Origin of the sequence: Limnohabitans sp. (assembly GCF_031539105.1) — a bacterium.
GTDB lineage: Bacteria > Pseudomonadota > Gammaproteobacteria > Burkholderiales > Burkholderiaceae_C > Limnohabitans.
On the sequence record NZ_JAVKLM010000003.1, the window covers coordinates 35,819 to 53,006 of the forward strand.

Consider the following 17,188-nt stretch of genomic DNA (forward strand, 5'->3'; position numbering starts at 1 on the left):
TCTATGACCAGCCCAACCGACGACAGCTTTATCCAACGCGAAGCCAACCAGTTCGCACTGTTAAAACAACGTCGGTTTGGGCCGTTTTTCTGGACGCAGTTTTGCGGCGCGGCGAACGACAACCTGTTCAAGTTCGCTTTCACCGTGATGGTGACCTACCAGCTCAGCGTGAGCTGGTTGCCCGTCTCTCTGGCGGGCTTGGTGATTGGGGCCTTGTTCATCCTCCCCTATTTGTTGTTCTCAGCCACCAGTGGGCAGTTGGCCGAGAAGTATTCAGACACGACCATCATGAGATGGGTCAAGAACTGTGAAATTGCCATCATGGGGCTCGCAGCTGTGGGCTTTATGACGCAGCAAGCTGCTGTGCTGCTGGCGTGCACTTTCTTGATGGGCCTGCACTCCACCGTGTTTGGGCCAGCCAAATATTCGTACTTGCCTCGCGTGCTGGATGAGCACGAACTCACAGGCGGCAATGGCATGACCGAGATGGGCACCTTTGTGGCCATCTTGCTGGGCAACGTGACAGGCGGTTTGTTGGTGGCGATTCCTGACATTGGCCACGCCTCAGTGGCTGTGGCTTGCGTGGCTGTGGCTTTGTTTGGCCGCTGGATGAGTGGCCATATGCCTGCGCTCACAGCAACCCACCCTGATGAGCCCATCAACTGGAACCCCATCACCGAAACCATCCGCAACCTGCGCTTGGCACGTGCCAACGCCAAGGTGTTTCAAACCCTGCTGGGCATCAGCTGGATGTGGTTTTTTGGCGCGGTGTTTTTAAGCCAGTTCCCCAGCTTTGCCAAAGAGGTGTTGCATGGCGATGCACAAGTGGCCTCGCTGTTGTTGGTGTTGTTTTCGGTCGGCATTGGCGCAGGCTCGCTCTTGTGCGAGTACCTCAGCCGTGGGCGTGTGGAAATTGGCTTGAGCCCTTTGGGCGCCATTGGCATGACGCTGTTTGCCGTGGACTTGTATCTGGCCGCTAGCAATTTGCCCGCGTCTGAGCTATTGGGCATCAGCGCCTTTGTGGCAGACAGCGCGCATTGGCGCATCATGACCGACTTGTTGCTACTCAGCCTATTCACCGGCATTTACAGCGTACCCATGTATGCGCTCATCCAAATCGAGAGCAAAGCCCACGAAGTGGCCCGCATCATTGCGGCCAACAACATCATCAATGCCATCTTCATGATTGCCAGCTCGCTCATTGCAGGTGTCATGCTGAGCGCAGGGCTGTCCATCCCCGACATCTTCTTGTGGACCGGCGTAGCCAACGCGGTGGTGACCTTGGCCATCTTTGTGGCCGAGCCCAGTTATTTACACCGATTTGCAGCGTGGCTGCGCGGGGTTTGACCCAGCGCAAAGGCGCAGCAGGTTCTTACAATTAAGCTCTGCGCACGCAATCAAGCCTTCTTAGAAAGTCCTCCATGTCCGACACGCTCATCGCCACACTGCCCACCCGCGAAGTCACCCTTGCTTGGTCTGACGCCTTGTCACTCGAGCTGGACTTCATGGACGACACGCACCGCGAGTTTGTAGATTTGTTGGCCGCCACCGAACTGGCAGATGACGAAACCTTGACCGAGCGATTTGCTGCGCTGATTGAGCACACCGAAGACCACTTTGGCGGCGAAGACAAGTGGATGAAAGACACCAAGTTTTCGTCCAGCAACTGCCACACCATGCAGCACAACGTCATCCTCGAAGTGATGCGCGAAGGCTTGCGCCGTGGCCGTGAAAAAGGCGACATGGCCGTGATGCGCCAAATGGCACACGAGCTAGGTATTTGGTTCCCCCAACACGCGCAAACCATGGATGCCGCTTTGGCCCTGCACTTGCGCCGTGTGGGCTACGACGCTGAGACTGGCATCGTCTCAGCACCTCAGGCTTTGCCTGAAGACGAGATTCACGGCAGCGGTAGCTGTGGTGATAGTGGCTGCGCTTAAGTAGCTTCTTTTACTTCGTTGGCATGTGACGGCCCATGCAACTTGGGCGCCTTGTTACGCTCATGTCCCCCGAGAGGCGCTGCGCACCTCTCTCCTCCTTGACTTCGCTCCACAAGACACTCAAGCTGCATGAGCCTGTGGGTTTGCAAGCGACAAGAGGGGTTTGGGTATCTGTTGTAGCGAAATCAAGGAGGAGATTCAGGCTCCGCCTGAATCGGGGGACATGAGCGTAAACAGATGCCCAAACCCCTCGCCTCCCGAACAACAAAAAAGGAGCTCAAGCGTACCGAGTACGCGCCAACGCAGCCCCAGCAGCCAACGCTTCCAATTTCTTCACCGCAACTTCACGGCTCATCGGCGCCAAACCGCAATTCGTGCAAGCGATCAAACGGTTCTTTGGCACATATTTCAACGCCATGCCAATCGTATCGGCCACTTGCTCAGCGGTTTCAATCACATCGCTGGCCACGTCGATCACACCCACCATCACGTCTTTGCCTTCCAGCAACGCCATCATTTCGGGTGGAACGTGTGAGTGGTAGCACTCCAGACTCACTTGCTGAATGCTGCTCTTGGCCAAAGCCGGCAGTACTTTCTCGTATTGACGCCACTCGTCGCCCAAGGTCTTCTTCCAGTTGTTGTTGGCCTCAATGCCATAGCCATAACAAATGTGAACGGCGGTGGTGCAAGTCAAGCCTTGTGCGGCGCGCTCCAACGCTTTGACGCCCCAATCGGCGGCTTCTTCTAGATAGACGTTGAACGCGGGTTCGTCAAACTGGATGATGTCCACGCCATCGGCTTGTAAGGCCAGGGCTTCTTGGTTCAGCAACTCTGCAAACGCAAACGCCATGTCAATGCGGCCTTGCACCGCGTCTTTGCCCTTGCCGTAGAAACGGTCGGCCACGGTGTCGACGATGGTCATGGGGCCGGGCAAGGTGAACTTGAGTTTCTTCTTTGTGTGAGCACGAGCGAGCTGCGCTTCAAACGCGTGCACACGGCCCTTGAGGCGCAAGGGTGCGATAACTTGCGGCACTTGCGCGTCGTAGCGGTTGTTGCGAATGCCCATGGTGACTTTGTTTTCAAAGTCGATGCCTTCCACCTGCTCTAAGAAACCGTGCACAAAGTGTTGGCGCGATTGCTCGCCGTCCCCAATCACATCGAGGCCGGCGTCTTCTTGGGCTTTGATCCACAACAGCGTGGCATCGGCCTTGGCTTGCAACAGCGCATCGCCTTCGGCCTGCCACTTGGGCCAAAGTTTGTTGGTCTCGGCCAACCATTCGGGTTTGGGCAAGCTGCCTGCGATTGCGGTTGAAAACATAGTTGGGTCTCCGGTGGTGATGTTGAGAATGAGAAAGAAATTAAAACGGTTTCGGGTAATGTAAATTGTTAAGCCAGCGCAAACTCTTTGGCCAACAACTCATACGAGCGGGCCTGCGCCGCTGCTTCGTGCGTCCACGTGATGATGACCACCTCGTCCAGCTGCAAGCGTTCAGCGAGCTTGCGGAGTTTATCGGCTACTTGGGGGGCGCTGCCCACCAAAGCGCCAGCACGCAACTCGGCCAAGGCCACTTGCTCTGATGCGTTGTAGGCGCGCACGGCTTGGTCGGGTGGCAGCAAGGCGCCGATGCGGCCCGTGTTGCGGTCCATCTTCCAGCGGGCGCGGCTTTGAAACAACCGCCACGCCTCGTCTTCGGTGTCAGCCGCCAAGGCCCACACACACACGGTGGCTTGATGCTTTGGGTTTCGCGTGGTGGGCCGGTAATTGGCACGGTACAAGTTGAAAGCATTGTCCACGCCCTGCCCTTCGGTGATGAAGTAAGCAAAAGCATAGGGCAAGCCCAAATGCGCGGCGAGCTGTGCGCCGTATTCTGAGCTGCCCAACATCCACACATCGGGCGATGTGGGACCGCTGGGGTAGGCATGCACGCCGTGGCCGGGGTGACCTGCGGGAATGGGCTCGCCCGTGACCCAAGCCTGCAGCTCCATCACTTGCCGTGGAAAGTTGTCAGAAGCATGGCGGTCGGGGTTGAGCAACTGCGCGGTGCGGCCATCACTGCCAGGCGCGCGTCCCACACCCAAGTCGATACGCCCGGGAGCCAGGGCATCGAGCACACGGAATTGTTCAGCCACTTTGAGAGGTGCATAGTGCGGCAGCATGACGCCTGCACTGCCCAGCCGAATGCGGTTGGTGTGTGCGGCAATGGCGGCCATCAACACTTCGGGGGCGGTGCCCACAATGCTGGGGTGGCTGTGATGCTCACTCACCCAAAAGCGGTGGTAGCCCCATGCCTCGCACTGAGGGGCAAGGGCCAAGGTTTGGCGAATGGCTGCGTCTTGGCTTCGGCCAGAGGCAGCTGCAGATTGATCGAGGACAGAAAGTTTAAGCACAGGGCAAAGCTTAACTGGCTCTGCCATCCTTAGCTGTCACGCAGGCACAAGGCCTGGGGATTAAGCGGGTTGCGTGCGCGAACGGCGGTTGATTTGGCGCACCGACATCAACGCGTCAAAGAAGCCATGCAACCAGTCCAGGTCGATAGGCTTTTGCAGCAACTGCACGCCATCGGGCAAACCGCCCTTGGCACGCACATCTTCAGGGCTCATGCCAGTCATGACGACCACTGCCAAATTGCTGAATAAGTTGTGTGCGCTGAGAGTTTTCAAAAACTCAAAGCCGTCCACATTGGGCATTTTCAAATCGGTCAACAGCACTTGCGGCTGCAAGCTGGGCATATCCAGCAAAGCTTCCATGGCCGATGCATACATGACTGCATCCAAGGGCAAACCCCATTGGTCGAAGTTGGTTTGCAACATCAAACGGGTGGTTTCGTCGTCCTCCACCACCAAGACACGCAAACGGTCTTCACCTTGCATCATGGATGCGGGGGCCAAATTGTGACGACGTTGGTAGTCTTGGATGGACTGCAATGAAATGCGACGGTGACCACCTTGGGTCTTCCATGCTTTGAGATCACCCTTTTCGACCAAGCCTTGGACAGTACCCACAGAAATGCCCAACATTTTGGCGGCGTAGCTGGTGCCGCAGTAGCCGTCGTACGGTTCTTTGGAAGGTGGCATATTCATTACATTTTCCTGTTGTCTTAACTAATTTGATTAAAGCCACATATAAATACATAACCTTTTAAACGCATTGTATAAACAATAAAAACATTAAAGTATTAAAAATGATGAAGTGAAGCTTTGCCAATAAAAGTTCACGCCGCTAAAGCAAAAAGCCCAACCACCAGAGAGTGATTGGGCTTTCGCTGCAAAAGTAAAAATTACTTCAGGGCTTTGAAGCGCACGCGCTTGGGCTTGGCACCCTCTTCACCTAAACGTTTCTTCTTGTCGGCTTCGTATTCTTGATAGTTGCCATCGAAGAACACCCATTGGCTATCACCTTCAGCGGCCAAGATGTGGGTGGCAATACGGTCGAGGAACCAGCGGTCATGGCTAATGACCATCACCGAGCCAGCGAATTCCAAGAGCGCATCTTCCAGGGCACGCAAGGTTTCCACGTCCAAGTCGTTGGATGGCTCATCGAGCAGCAACACGTTGCCGCCTTCGATCAGGGTTTTGGCCAAGTGCAAACGACCCCGCTCACCGCCTGACAACATGCCGACTTTCTTTTGCTGGTCGCCACCGTTGAAGTTGAAGCGGCCGCAGTAGGCACGGCTTGGCATTTGGAACTTGCCCACGTTCATGATGTCCAAACCACCTGAGATGTCTTCCCACACGGTTTTGTCATCGTTCAGGTCGTCGCGCGTCTGGTCCACAAATGCCATCTTGACGGTTTGGCCAATCTTGACTTCACCGCTGTCAGGCTGCTCTTTGCCAGCAATCAGCTTGAACAAAGTTGACTTACCCGCACCGTTGGGGCCGATGATGCCGACAATGGCGCCTGCAGGCACTTGGAAACTCAGGTTGTCAATCAACACGCGATCGCCAAAGGACTTACTGACGTTCTTGAACTCAAACACTTCATGGCCCAAGCGCTCTGCCACTGGAATGAAAATTTCTTGGGTTTCGTTGCGCTTTTGGTATTCGTGATCGGACAACTCTTCAAAGCGGGCCAAACGGGCCTTGCTCTTGGCTTGTCGGCCTTTGGGGTTTTGACGCGCCCACTCCAACTCCTTTTTCATGGCCTTGGAGCGTGCGTCTTCGGTACGCTGTTCAGTCGCCAAACGGGCTTCTTTTTGCTCCAACCAATTGGAGTAGTTACCTTTGTAGGGAATGCCATGACCACGGTCGAGTTCCAAAATCCACTCTGCCGCGTTGTCCAAGAAGTAACGATCGTGGGTGATCGCCACCACAGTGCCTGAGAAGCGGGCCAAGAACTGCTCCAGCCAGTCCACCGACTCAGCGTCCAAGTGGTTGGTGGGTTCGTCAAGCAGCAACATGTCGGGCTTAGACAGCAGCAAGCGGCACAAAGCGACGCGACGCTTTTCACCACCCGAGAGCTTGCCAATGATGGCGTCCCAGGGTGCTAAACGCAGGGCGTCCGCAGCGATGTCCATCAAATGCTCAGAACCATCACCTGCGCCTGAGGCAGCGATGATGGCTTCGAGCTGCGCTTGTTCAGCGGCCAAGGCGTCGAAATCGGCGTCTTCTTCGGCGTAGGCGGCATACACCTCTTCGAGACGCGCTTGGGCGCCTTTGACTTCGCCCATACCGCTTTCAACGGCTTGACGCACAGTGTGCTCAGGGTCCAACTGAGGCTCTTGGGGCAAATACCCAATCTTCAGGCCCGCCATCGGAATGGCTTCGCCTTCAATCTCTGTATCGATACCTGCCATGATTTTCAGCAAGGTGGACTTGCCTGAGCCGTTGGTACCCAAAACGCCAATCTTGGCTCCAGGGAAGAAAGACAGAGAAATGTCTTTCAAAATTTGACGCTTGGGCGGCACGATTTTGCCGACGCGGTTCATACTAAAAACGTACTGAGCCATTTGTTTTCTTTCGGGTAACTATGTCAATAAGCCTCATATTATCCCTGTCAAGTGCTTTCCAAATGGCACTAATGCCGATGGATAAATAAATGATTATTTTTTTAAAAACTATTTATGAATATTTTTATCATTATCGATTAATATTAAATGCTAAATAAATTGAAGCTCTGATGACACTAAAAATCAAAAATCTTATCGCTGTAAGCTTTGGCCTAATGATGTCAATAAGCGTTGGACTTGCGGCAACCGCTGCTGAGAAATCAGACAAAACACTACCACTCCAGACGGTTGGTGAATGGAAAATTTTCAAATCAGACGAGACGAACTACAACAGCTGCATCGCGCGTCACAGAAAACATACGGGAATCACACTGAACGATTCGAAACTGGTCATTTCCATCCCAGAGAGCAAAGATTTGAAGTCCTACCAAATCTCTGTCAACGATCAAAGCGTTATACCTGCGAGCCGTGCAAATTTGGTAGATACAACTTGCAACTGTGTTCGTGTGCGAAATATAAGCAGCCTCAATGTAGACACAGCAGCAGTTCGTCTCCAAGGACAAACTAACAAAGACAAATCAGTGGATGCATACGTGACTTTAAAAGACATTCCAGAAGTTTTGAGAACATTTAAAACACCCGCCTGCTCCCGATGAACCATGCTAGATCATTCCGTGCGACAATATTATTCGTTGCCGCCGCCAGTTGCCGCAACATCAGCACTTCTGCTGGAGCTGGTTCCAAACACTTCTGTTTGTGATTTTTGAGCTCACCTGTAAATATTGCCAACCTTTGACTGGGTGGCCTTCGGGCCAAGCGGGTTGGTGTCACGCGCTGACATAAAGCGCTCCATCATGAAATTTGAAGATTTAAATTTGGCTCCGGCCATCCAAAAAGCTGTGGCCGAACAGGGCTACGAAACCCCAACGCCTATCCAAGCCCAAGCCATTCCAGCAGTTCTCGCCGGACACGACTTGTTGGCAGGTGCCCAAACCGGCACGGGTAAAACAGCGGCATTCACATTGCCCATGTTGCACAAGCTCACCATGAGCCGCAGCAAAGAAAACAAGTTTGGCGTGTACGGCGTGCGCGCCCTCGTCCTGACCCCCACCCGCGAACTCGCGGCCCAAGTGGAAGAGTCGGTGCGCAATTACGGCAAATACTTGCAACTCACCTCCACTGTCATTTTTGGCGGCGTGGGCATGAACCCGCAAGTGGCCCGCATCAAAAAAGGCGTGGACATTTTGGTGGCCACCCCTGGTCGCTTGCTCGACTTGCAACAGCAAGGCTTGCTCGATTTGTCCACCGTGGAAATCTTGGTGCTCGACGAAGCCGACCGCATGTTGGACATGGGCTTCATCCACGACGTCAAGAAAATCTTGGCCTTGGTGCCCAAAGACAAACAAAGCTTGTTGTTCTCAGCCACCTTCAGCGACGAAATTCGCGAACTGGCCAACAACCTGCTCAAAGACCCACAAAGCATCCAAGTCACGCCTAGCAACACCACTGTGCAACGCATCACGCAAGTGGTGCACCCTGTGGGCCGCGGCAAGAAAAAGGCGTTGCTCGCGCACATCATCAACGAGCACAACTGGAGCCAAGTGCTGGTGTTCACACGCACCAAATTTGGTGCCAACAACGTGGCCGAGTTCTTGACCAAGAACGGCATCAGCGCCATGGCGCTGCACGGCAATAAGAGCCAAACTGCACGTACCCAAGCTTTGTCAGGTTTCAAGACCGGCGAAATCCGCGCCTTGGTAGCCACCGACATTGCCGCACGCGGCATTGACATTGACGAGTTGCCACACGTGGTCAACTACGAAATCCCCAACATCAGCGAAGACTATGTGCACCGCATTGGACGCACAGGCCGCGCGGGCTCGAGCGGCGAAGCCGTGAGCTTGGTGTCGTTGGATGAACAAGGTTTCATGCGCGACATCGAAATCTTCACCAAACAACAAGTGCCCGTGGTGCCTGTGGCCGACTTTGGCCCTGACGCTGACGAAAAAGCCGAACCCATTGCCATGGGCCGTCAAACCTTGTGGGGCGGCATTGGCAAGCCCCCAGGCCGTGACGTGATGGCTGCGGCAGCCAAAGCTGCACGCGGCGAAATGATGCAACGCATTCGCGACACCAAAGCCACAGGCGGCGGTCGCAATGGCGGTGGCGGTCGTGGTGGTCAAGGTGGTGCCGAAGGCAGAAATTCAGAGGGCCGCGCACCTCGCCCCAGCGGCCATGTGGGTCGTGACCGTGTGGGCGATCGCCCTGCACGCGATGGCGAACGCGCCCAGTTTGGTGACCGTCCACCACGCAGCGGTGAACGTCCAGCGCGCGATGGCAATCGCCAGCCTGGAAATGGACAAGGCCAAGGCGCTCGTGCGCCTCGCCAGTTTGACAACCGTGGCCCGCGCAGCGATGCACCACGTCCACCGCGTGACTTTGACGCACCTCGCGCCCCACGCCGTGACGACGATGACTTCCAGCCCCGCGCCAACGCGCACTTGGGCACCCAAAGCGGCGTGAACGCCTTTGGCCACAAAACACAAGGTGGCGGTCAGCGCCAGCCTGACCCCACACGCACCAGCGTGGACCTCATGACCGAACGCAAACGCGGCGGTGGTGGTGGCTATGGCCGCCGTTCTGGCGGCGGTGGTGGTGGTGGCAATCGCTCCGGCGGTGGAGGCGGTGGCCGTTCAGGCGGTGGTTTCGGTGGTGGTGGCGGCGGTTACGGCCGCTAAACCTCAAAGATCCAGCATCAACACTGCAGTTTTGCTGCGTGAACAACAAGGCGTGAACTGATCGTTCGCGTCTTGCTCTTCACCATCTAGATACATGTCGCGGTGATCCGGCACACCACCCACCACACGGGTCAGGCACGTGCCGCAAATGCCTTGCCCACAGGACATGGGCACATCAATACCGGCAGCTTCCAGTACTTGCAAAGCCGTTTGATCAGGGCCCACTTTCAGTCTTTGGCCTGACTTCACGAGTTCAAGGGTGAACACCCCGTCGCTGCCTACGGGCGTGTCGATGCCCCCATTCAAGTTGTCGCTCATGCTGCGGCTCCTGTATTTTCTTTGGCCAAAAGACGCTCAATCACTCGGCGCGATTGCACGCCACCAGCATCGATGTTGAGCATCAGCAATTTGCGCTCGAGATACTTGCTCAAGTTGCGTTGCTGCGACTCCAACATCTCTAAATCTTCCGAAAAGATCTTGCCTTGGCCTTCGCGAATCTTGGCGGTCAATTCAGCGTTCTCAGGCTGGAACTGGCGGGCCATGCCCCAGAAATAAAGAATCGAGGTTTCAGTTTCTGGCGTGATGAAATCCACCACCACACTCGATGCTTTGTATTCTTGTGGCGCGTCGTAACCGCCCTTGCCCGCATGCGCCACGCCCACTTCAATCATCACATGGCTAGGTGGCGTGAAGTGGCAAATCTGCCAGCGGTCCACAGGCACGTCATCTGCCAAGTTGTTACCACGCAAAGCCATTTTCCAAAATGGCGGTGCTTCTATGTTTTCCATGAACCGACTGGTGATGACGTGATCGCCCTCAACCTTGGTGGTGCACGGCACTTCGTCAATTTCTTTCTGCCCGATGCTGGTCGAGTGCACATAGGTTTCGTGCGTCAAGTCCATCAGGTTGTCGATCATCAGCTGGTAGTTGCACTGGATGTGATACAGCCCACCGCCATAGGCCCAGGCCGGGTTGTCGAAGAAATCAAACACGGGCATGGCAGCTTCGTCGGCCACAGCCACATCGCCCGGCCACACCCAAATGAAGCCATAACGCTCCACCACCGCAAAGCTGCGGATGGCTGGAAAGCCACGCACACGTTGCCCGGGCATGGCCACCGTCTTGCCATCGCAACCCATTTCTAAGCCGTGATAACCGCATACCAAGTTGCCATTGCACACCTTGCCAAGCGACAGAGGTGCGCCACGGTGGGGACAAAAGTCCTCGAGCGCAGACACCTTGCCGCCATCGCCACGGTAGAACACCATGGCCTCGCCGCAAATCATGCGGCCCAAGGGCTTTTCTTGCACATCGGCTGAGGTCGCAGCCACATACCAAGTGTTTTTCAAAAACATACGTTGCTTCTTTCTTGCAATTCAGTCCACACGGGCGACACCCAAGAGGTGGTCCAGCAGTTCGGGTTGATCCAACAGCGCTTGTGCGTGGCCGCTGTGCACAACCGTGCCGTGGTCAAGCACCACGGCTTGATGGCTGATTTTCAAAATGGCTTGCGGGTGCTGCTCGACGATGATGGCGCTCAAGCCCTCTTCGCGGGTGATGCGTGCAATGGCGCGCAACAGCTCTTCCACAATGATGGGGGCCAAGCCTTCCAAAGGCTCGTCCAGCAAGAGCAAGCGTGGGTTGAGCACCAAGGCGCGGCCCACCGCCAACATTTGCTGCTCACCGCCCGAGAGTTGGGTGCCCAAGTTGTCTTGGCGCTCAGCCAAACGGGGGAACATCTCGTACACACGTTCGGGCGTCCAAGCACGGTGCTTGGCGTCGCGCACTTCACGCGCCACAGCCGTGAGGTTTTCATGCACGGTGAGTGATTTGAAAATGTTGCGCTCTTGCGGCACCCAGCCAATACCCGCAGCTGCACGGTCGTGCGGGGCCATGCGCTGCAAAGGCACGCCGCCTAAGGAGATGCTGCCGCCATGCTGCGTGGTCACGCCCACCAAGGTGTCCATCAGCGTGGTTTTACCTGTGCCGTTGCGGCCCAGTAAAGCCAAGGTTTCGCCCTCGTTCACGCGGAGTGAAATGTCGTGCAGCACCACAGCTTCGCCATAGCCTGCGCTCAAGCCGTCGATGCGCAACAGTTCGGTGGCCTTAGTCATGGCTGGTCCCCAAATACACGGCTTTGACTTGCGGGTCATGCGCAATCTCTTGCGGCGTGCCCTCGGTCAACACCGCGCCGTTGACCAACACGGTGATGCGGTCAGCAAAGTTAAACACCAAGTCCATGTCGTGCTCAATCAGCACGACGGACACATCGCTGGGCAGTGCCGCCACAGTTTGCAGCAACTCGTCGCGTTCGCCACCAGGCACACCGGCAGCAGGCTCATCGAGCAACAGCACACGGGGCTCGCAAGCCAAGGCGATCGCCATTTCTAATAAGCGGCGTTTGCCGTAAGCCAGATGTTCGGTGCGTTGCTGCATCACATCGGTGAGGTGAAATTGTTCTAGCAGTTGCTCAGCCCGCTCAGTGATGGCCACGCTGTGACCCAGCGGTTGCCACCAACGGGCGCCCTCGCCGCGGTGCTGCGTGACCACCATGGCCAACGTTTCCAATGGCGTGAGCGAGTTGAACAGTTGGTTGATTTGAAACGTGCGCACCATGCCGCGTGCCACACGCTGGTGCGGGGCCAAGCCAGAAATATCTTCGCCCTGCAACACGATGCGGCCTTCCGTCGCAGGAAGCACGCCGGTCATCAAGTTGATGAGCGTGGTTTTACCAGCGCCGTTGGGGCCAATGAGCGCGTGACGCGCACCATGTGCAATGTTGAGGGTGACATGGTCCGTGGCCGTGATGCCGCCAAAGCGTTTCACCAAGCCTTGCGTTTGCAAGGCATAGCCACGGAGGTTGGCGTTATAGCTGTCGCTATCGCTATGTTTCATCGATGGCTTCGCGCTCATGGCTGTCCCTCTTTGCGGGACGCCGCAGAAAACCAAGTCCAAGGGCGAATCAATCGTTCACGCCCCACCAGCACCAACACCACCAAGAACAGCCCCATCCAAAACGTCCAGTACTGTGGCGTGATGTTGGCAATCACGTCATACATCAGCTTGAACGCCACCGCGCCAGCGATGCCGCCATACAACCAACCCACACCGCCAATGGCCAGCATCAGCATCACATCGGCAGAGCGCTCGAGCGCAAATACATCCAGCGACGCAAAGCCTGTGGTCTGCGCCATCAAAGCGCCAGCGGCACCCGCAATGCCTGCGGCCACGGTGTAAACCACCGCCAAGCGCGCAGTAACTGGAATGCCAATGGCCATGGCCCGCAAACGGTTGTCACGCACGGCTTTCAAAGTAGCCCCCAAAGGCGCATGTACCAATCGACGCGCCAGCACAAACAACACCAACAGCACGACCAAGGAATACCAAGCCGAGGTTTGGCCCATCAGGTCAAACTCAAACTGGCCCAACAGCGGTCCCATGATGACGCCTTGCAAACCGTCGGCCCCACCTGTCAAGTCGCTGAACTTGTTGGCCAACTCCAGCAAGATGAGCGCAGTGCCCAAGGTGACCATCAAACGCGTCAAATCACTGCCACGCATGATGGACAGCGAACAGACAGCGCCCAGCACGGTGGCCGCCGCCATACCCACCATCAAGCCCAACACAGGATCTGGGTGGATGTGCTTGGCAAACAAGGCCGCCGAGTACGCGCCAAAGCCCAAAAATGCCGCATGCCCCAACGACACAATGCCGGTGTAACCCAACACCAAGTCCAGCGACACCGCAAACAAGGCCACGATGGCAATCTCGTTGATGATGAGCGCGTGCTGCGCCAACGCCCAAGGCGAGGCAAATGCCAGCGCCCAAAACACCAGCTCCAAAGGCTGCCAACGCGCCGCACGCAACAAAGAAGTCTGTGCGTTCATGACTTGCCTCCTTGGCGCACGAAGAGGCCTTGCGGACGCCAAATCAAAATCGCAATCATCAGCGCGTACACAATGAACGCGCCCAATTTAGGGATGTAGTACTTGCCCGCCACATCGGCAATGCCCAGCAGCAACGCCGCCAGCAAAGGCCCGGTGATGGAGGTGGTGCCGCCCACGGCCACCACGATCAAAAAGTACACCATGAATTTCAAGGGAAAGGTCGGGTCCAAGCCCAGCACCTCAGCACCCAAAGCCCCGCCCAAACCGGCCAAGCCCGAGCCCACGGCAAAGGTGGCGGCAAACACCACGTTGACGTTGATGCCCAAGCCCGACGCCGCACGTGGGTCGTCCACACTGGCGCGCAAGCGGCTGCCAAAACGCGTGGCCGACAACACATATTGCAGCGCCACCGTCAACGCCGCGCACACCGCGATGATGAACAAACGGTAGTGGCCCATGCCCAACACAAACGGCGTGTTGGCAAACAACTCGGTGCGGCCACGCAACCAATCGGGCAGCTGCATGATTTGCTGCTGCGAGCCCATCAAGTAGTCCGCCGAGGCCACGGCCATGAAGGCCAAACCAATCGAGAACAGCACTTGGTCTAAGTGCGGCTTTTTATACATAGGCCGGTACAGCGTGCGCTCCAGCAGCACGCCCACCGCCGCCGAGGCCAAAAAGGCCAACGGCAAACACACCAAAAACGGCACGCCGTGACGCTGCATCAGCGCCACGGTGACGTACCCGCCCAGCATGGCAAACGCGCCATGCGCGAGGTTGATGAAGTTCATCAACCCCATGGTCACGCACAAGCCCACTGCCAGAATAAACAGCAGCATGCCGTACGCAACCCCGTCAAACAACAGTGTGAGCATTACTTGGTCTTGCCTGGGTCTTTGACGTCTGGAATGGTGCTGAACTCTTGGTTATAGAGTTGACCGCCCACCTTCTCCACCTTGCGGATGTAGATGTTGTGAACCACATCGCGAGTTTGCGCATCGATAAACATGGGGCCGCGTGGGCTCTCGAACAACTGGCCTTTCATGGCGCTGAGCAAGGCATCGCCGCTGCCACCCTTGGTGATTTTGGCGGCTTCGTAAATCACGCGCATGCCGTCGTAGCCACCCACGGCCATGAAGTTAGGGCGCAAGCCCGCATTGGCTTTTTCAAACGCGGCCACGAATTTTTTGTTGAGTGGCGAGTTGTGCGACGCAGAGTAGTGGTGCGAGGTGACCACACCATTGGCCACATCACCCATGCTGTTCAAAATATCGTCATCGGTGATATCGCCCGTGCCAATCAGTTTGATACCTGCCTTGTCCATGCCACGCTCGGCAAACTGTTTCATCAACGCTGCACCTGCGCCCGATGGCACAAACACAAACACGGCATCTGGTTTTAAGTCACGCACTTTTTGCAAGAACGGGGAAAAGTCAGGGTTGCGCATGGGCACGCGCAAGGTGTCCAACACTTGGCCACCGTTAAACAACATGCGGTCTTTGAAAAACTTTTCAGCATCAATGCCAGGGCCGTAATCGGACACCAAGGTCACCACTTTTTTGATGCCGTTGTTAGGCGCCCAATCGGCCATGGCCACGGCAGCTTGGGGCAGTGCGAAGCTGGTGCGCACCACATAAGGCGAGGCTTGCGTGATGCTGGAGGTGGCGGCCGCCATCACCACCATCGGCGTTTTAGATTGTGTGGCCAACGGTGCTGTTGCCAAAGCCAGAGGCGTCAAACCAAAACCGGCCAACACGTTGACCTTCTCGTTCACCACCAATTCTTGAGCGATGCGCTTGGTCACATCGGGCGCGCTGGTATCGTCTTTGACGATCAGCTCCACTTTTTTGCCGCCCACGGAGTCACCGTTTTGCGCCATGTAAAGGCGGGCTGCGGCTTCAATTTGTTTACCGGTTGAAGCGAACGGCCCGGTCATGGGCAAGATCAAACCGATCTTGAATTTCTCTTGAGCCAAGGCTGTGCCCGCATGCGCAGCCAGTAAGCCAAGCGCCACGGCGCTGAGGAAAAAACGTTTTTGCATGAACTGTCTCCTTTGAAATAATCGTCGTCAAGAACTGGTGGAAATCAAATGTGCACCCGGCAAATGAAGCGGGCTTCGCACCGCTTCGCGTAAATTTCTTTGCGCCAAACGCGAGTGTTCTCGCATGACAGCCTCAGCCCTTGCGCCTTCGCGCTGGCCGATGGCTTGCATCACTTGTCGGTGTTGGTCCTGTGCCACGATCAGCATGTCGCGGGCTTTGGGCGAATTGGCTTGCACGCCCACAAAGCCAGACGGCGAGGCAAAGGGCAAACTGCCCACGCGCTCTAACTCACGCTGAATCACGGGTGATGCGGCCAGTGCACCTAGCAAGCTGTGGAATTGGGCATTCAAATCGACATAACGAGAGAACGCTTCTTCGTTGAGCACGGGCTCTTGCAACAAAAGATCAATGCCATCCAAGCACTCATTGGCGCGAGCCTGCTCTTCGCTGGACGCTCCACGCTCTGCGGCCACGCGCGCGGCCAAACCCTCCACAGTACCCCTGAGCTCAATGGCATCAGCCACATCTGCTTCTGAAAACTTTCGGACGGCAAACCCACCACTGGCCATTTGCTGAAGCAAGCCCTCTTGCTCGAGGCGAATCAAGGCGGCACGAATGGGGGTGCGCGACACGCCTAGTTTTTCAACCAAGGCCAACTCCGTGATGCGTGACCCAGCTTGAAGCTCACCCGCCAAAATCATCTCGCGCAAACGCAGTTGCACCTTCACTGCCTGCGAACCACCTTCTTCAGATGGATCACCGCTCAATACTGGGGTTGAAGTTACAAAATCAGCTCGCATTGCCAAAATTGTATACATTGAGGCTTTATTTAGATCAAAAAATAGGCGCTTAAAGGGTTAATCCTAGTTTTTTGTATCCAGCCATCGCAGCATTTCAGCTGCCACTGCCTCGGGCCGTTCCATCGGCGCCATGTGGCCAGCCTCCTCAATCACGGCCAAAGTGGCGTGGGGGGAGAGTTGATGCATGGCCTCATGCTGCGAAGGAGGAGACCAAAAATCTTGTCGGCCACACAGGATCAAAGTGGGCACTCGCAGGGACGACAGCACGTCACTGGCATCGGGTCTGTGAATCAAAGCATGGAGTTGGCGGGCAAAAACCGTGGCGTCTTTGCGTTCAAACATGGTCAAGATGCGTTCAATCAACTCGTCGTCCTTCAAGCGATCGGGGTGCACCATGCCTTGCACCCATTCAAGCGCCATGGCCCGCACACCTTGGTCTTGAGCAATGTGGAGCAGCGCCATTCGTTTGCGCACTTCGTCGTCTCCCGCAGGGCCCGACAACTTAGGCAAATAGCCCGTGTCCAAGAGCGCCGTCCCCGCCACGCGCTCAGGTGCGATGCGCAACACCTCCAGAGCCACGCGCGCGCCCATGGAGTGGCCTGCCATAAAAAACCGAGGCGGCGCATCTTGCAGCAACTGAACTGCCATTTGCGACAGCGAGTCGGCATCGCCATGATCGACCACCGAGCAGGCGTGTAAAGGCGACAGCTGAGGCAAGAGCGGATTCCACACCGTGTGGTCACACATCAAACCGGGCACCAGCAAGAGCGGCAAATTATTCATTCGTATCACTTCGTCATCAAGGCGTGAGGCAAGTCTCACTCGGAGTTTTTAA

Annotated in this window: 16 protein-coding genes and 1 pseudogene; 4 read left to right on the forward strand and 13 right to left on the reverse strand. The window is 56.2% G+C overall.

Annotated elements, in window-relative coordinates:
* Window positions 1–3: 3 nt before the first annotated feature.
* Window positions 4–1,335: pseudogene (locus RMR24_RS00275) on the forward strand (MFS transporter); the annotation flags it as partial.
* A gap of 86 nt (window positions 1,336–1,421) precedes the next feature.
* Entirely contained in the window at window positions 1,422–1,940 is a 519-nt protein-coding gene (locus RMR24_RS00280; RefSeq protein WP_310613089.1) for a hemerythrin domain-containing protein, read from the forward strand.
* A 277-nt stretch (window positions 1,941–2,217) separates the two neighbouring features.
* Here the strand turns inward: RMR24_RS00280 and RMR24_RS00285 are convergent, their stop codons facing one another.
* From RMR24_RS00285 to ettA, 4 genes are all read right to left on the reverse strand, one after another.
* Complete coding sequence (locus tag RMR24_RS00285; protein WP_310613090.1) at window positions 2,218–3,258, reverse strand: methionine synthase; 1,041 nt, start codon at window positions 3,256–3,258, stop codon at window positions 2,218–2,220.
* A gap of 68 nt (window positions 3,259–3,326) precedes the next feature.
* Window positions 3,327–4,355 carry an LLM class flavin-dependent oxidoreductase gene (locus RMR24_RS00290; protein ID WP_310613091.1) on the reverse strand — a complete coding sequence of 343 codons (1,029 nt, stop codon included), beginning with the start codon at window positions 4,353–4,355 and terminating at the stop codon, window positions 3,327–3,329.
* Window positions 4,356–4,388: 33 nt separating this feature from the next.
* The gene (locus RMR24_RS00295; protein ID WP_310613092.1) at window positions 4,389–5,021 is read right to left on the reverse strand and encodes a response regulator; all 633 of its coding nucleotides are present in this window, start codon (window positions 5,019–5,021) and stop codon (window positions 4,389–4,391) included.
* Between the two features lie 197 nt (window positions 5,022–5,218).
* A complete protein-coding gene (ettA, locus tag RMR24_RS00300) occupies window positions 5,219–6,886 on the reverse strand; it encodes an energy-dependent translational throttle protein EttA (RefSeq protein ID WP_310613093.1) in 1,668 nt (555 codons plus the stop codon).
* Window positions 6,887–7,056: 170 nt separating this feature from the next.
* Between ettA and RMR24_RS00305 the strand changes: the two genes are divergently transcribed.
* Window positions 7,057–7,542: a hypothetical protein gene (locus RMR24_RS00305; protein WP_310613094.1), complete on the forward strand. Its 486-nt coding sequence runs from the start codon at window positions 7,057–7,059 to the stop codon at window positions 7,540–7,542.
* 198 nt (window positions 7,543–7,740) lie between these two features.
* Window positions 7,741–9,624 (forward strand): DEAD/DEAH box helicase, encoded by a 1,884-nt coding sequence (locus RMR24_RS00310; RefSeq protein WP_310613095.1) that lies wholly within the window; start codon window positions 7,741–7,743, stop codon window positions 9,622–9,624.
* 3 nt (window positions 9,625–9,627) lie between these two features.
* Here the strand turns inward: RMR24_RS00310 and RMR24_RS00315 are convergent, their stop codons facing one another.
* The 9 genes from RMR24_RS00315 to RMR24_RS00355 all read right to left on the reverse strand — a co-directional run bounded on the left by RMR24_RS00315 (window position 9,628) and on the right by RMR24_RS00355 (window position 17,136).
* On the reverse strand, window positions 9,628–9,942 hold the full coding sequence (locus tag RMR24_RS00315) for a 2Fe-2S iron-sulfur cluster binding domain-containing protein (protein ID WP_310613096.1): 315 nt from the start codon (window positions 9,940–9,942) through the stop codon (window positions 9,628–9,630).
* Complete coding sequence (locus tag RMR24_RS00320) at window positions 9,939–10,979, reverse strand: aromatic ring-hydroxylating dioxygenase subunit alpha (RefSeq protein WP_310613097.1); 1,041 nt, start codon at window positions 10,977–10,979, stop codon at window positions 9,939–9,941. Before RMR24_RS00320 ends, RMR24_RS00315 begins: the two co-directional genes overlap by 4 nt.
* Before the next feature lie 21 nt (window positions 10,980–11,000).
* Entirely contained in the window at window positions 11,001–11,738 is a 738-nt protein-coding gene (locus RMR24_RS00325) for an ABC transporter ATP-binding protein (RefSeq protein WP_310613098.1), read from the reverse strand.
* Window positions 11,731–12,519 carry an ABC transporter ATP-binding protein gene (locus RMR24_RS00330; RefSeq protein ID WP_310613141.1) on the reverse strand — a complete coding sequence of 263 codons (789 nt, stop codon included), beginning with the start codon at window positions 12,517–12,519 and terminating at the stop codon, window positions 11,731–11,733. Before RMR24_RS00330 ends, RMR24_RS00325 begins: the two co-directional genes overlap by 8 nt.
* Before the next feature lie 14 nt (window positions 12,520–12,533).
* Window positions 12,534–13,511, reverse strand: coding sequence for a branched-chain amino acid ABC transporter permease (locus RMR24_RS00335; RefSeq protein ID WP_310613099.1), 978 nt, complete (start codon window positions 13,509–13,511; stop codon window positions 12,534–12,536).
* Window positions 13,508–14,386, reverse strand: a complete 879-nt coding sequence (locus RMR24_RS00340; protein ID WP_310613100.1) for a branched-chain amino acid ABC transporter permease — start codon at window positions 14,384–14,386, stop codon at window positions 13,508–13,510. The genes RMR24_RS00335 and RMR24_RS00340 overlap by 4 nt, the downstream gene beginning before the upstream one ends.
* Window positions 14,386–15,552, reverse strand: a complete 1,167-nt coding sequence (locus RMR24_RS00345; RefSeq protein WP_310613101.1) for an ABC transporter substrate-binding protein — start codon at window positions 15,550–15,552, stop codon at window positions 14,386–14,388. The genes RMR24_RS00340 and RMR24_RS00345 overlap by 1 nt, the downstream gene beginning before the upstream one ends.
* A 27-nt stretch (window positions 15,553–15,579) precedes the next feature.
* On the reverse strand, window positions 15,580–16,353 hold the full coding sequence (locus RMR24_RS00350; protein ID WP_310613142.1) for a GntR family transcriptional regulator: 774 nt from the start codon (window positions 16,351–16,353) through the stop codon (window positions 15,580–15,582).
* A 63-nt stretch (window positions 16,354–16,416) separates the two neighbouring features.
* Window positions 16,417–17,136: an alpha/beta hydrolase gene (locus RMR24_RS00355; protein WP_310613102.1), complete on the reverse strand. Its 720-nt coding sequence runs from the start codon at window positions 17,134–17,136 to the stop codon at window positions 16,417–16,419.
* Window positions 17,137–17,188 lie beyond the last annotated feature (52 nt).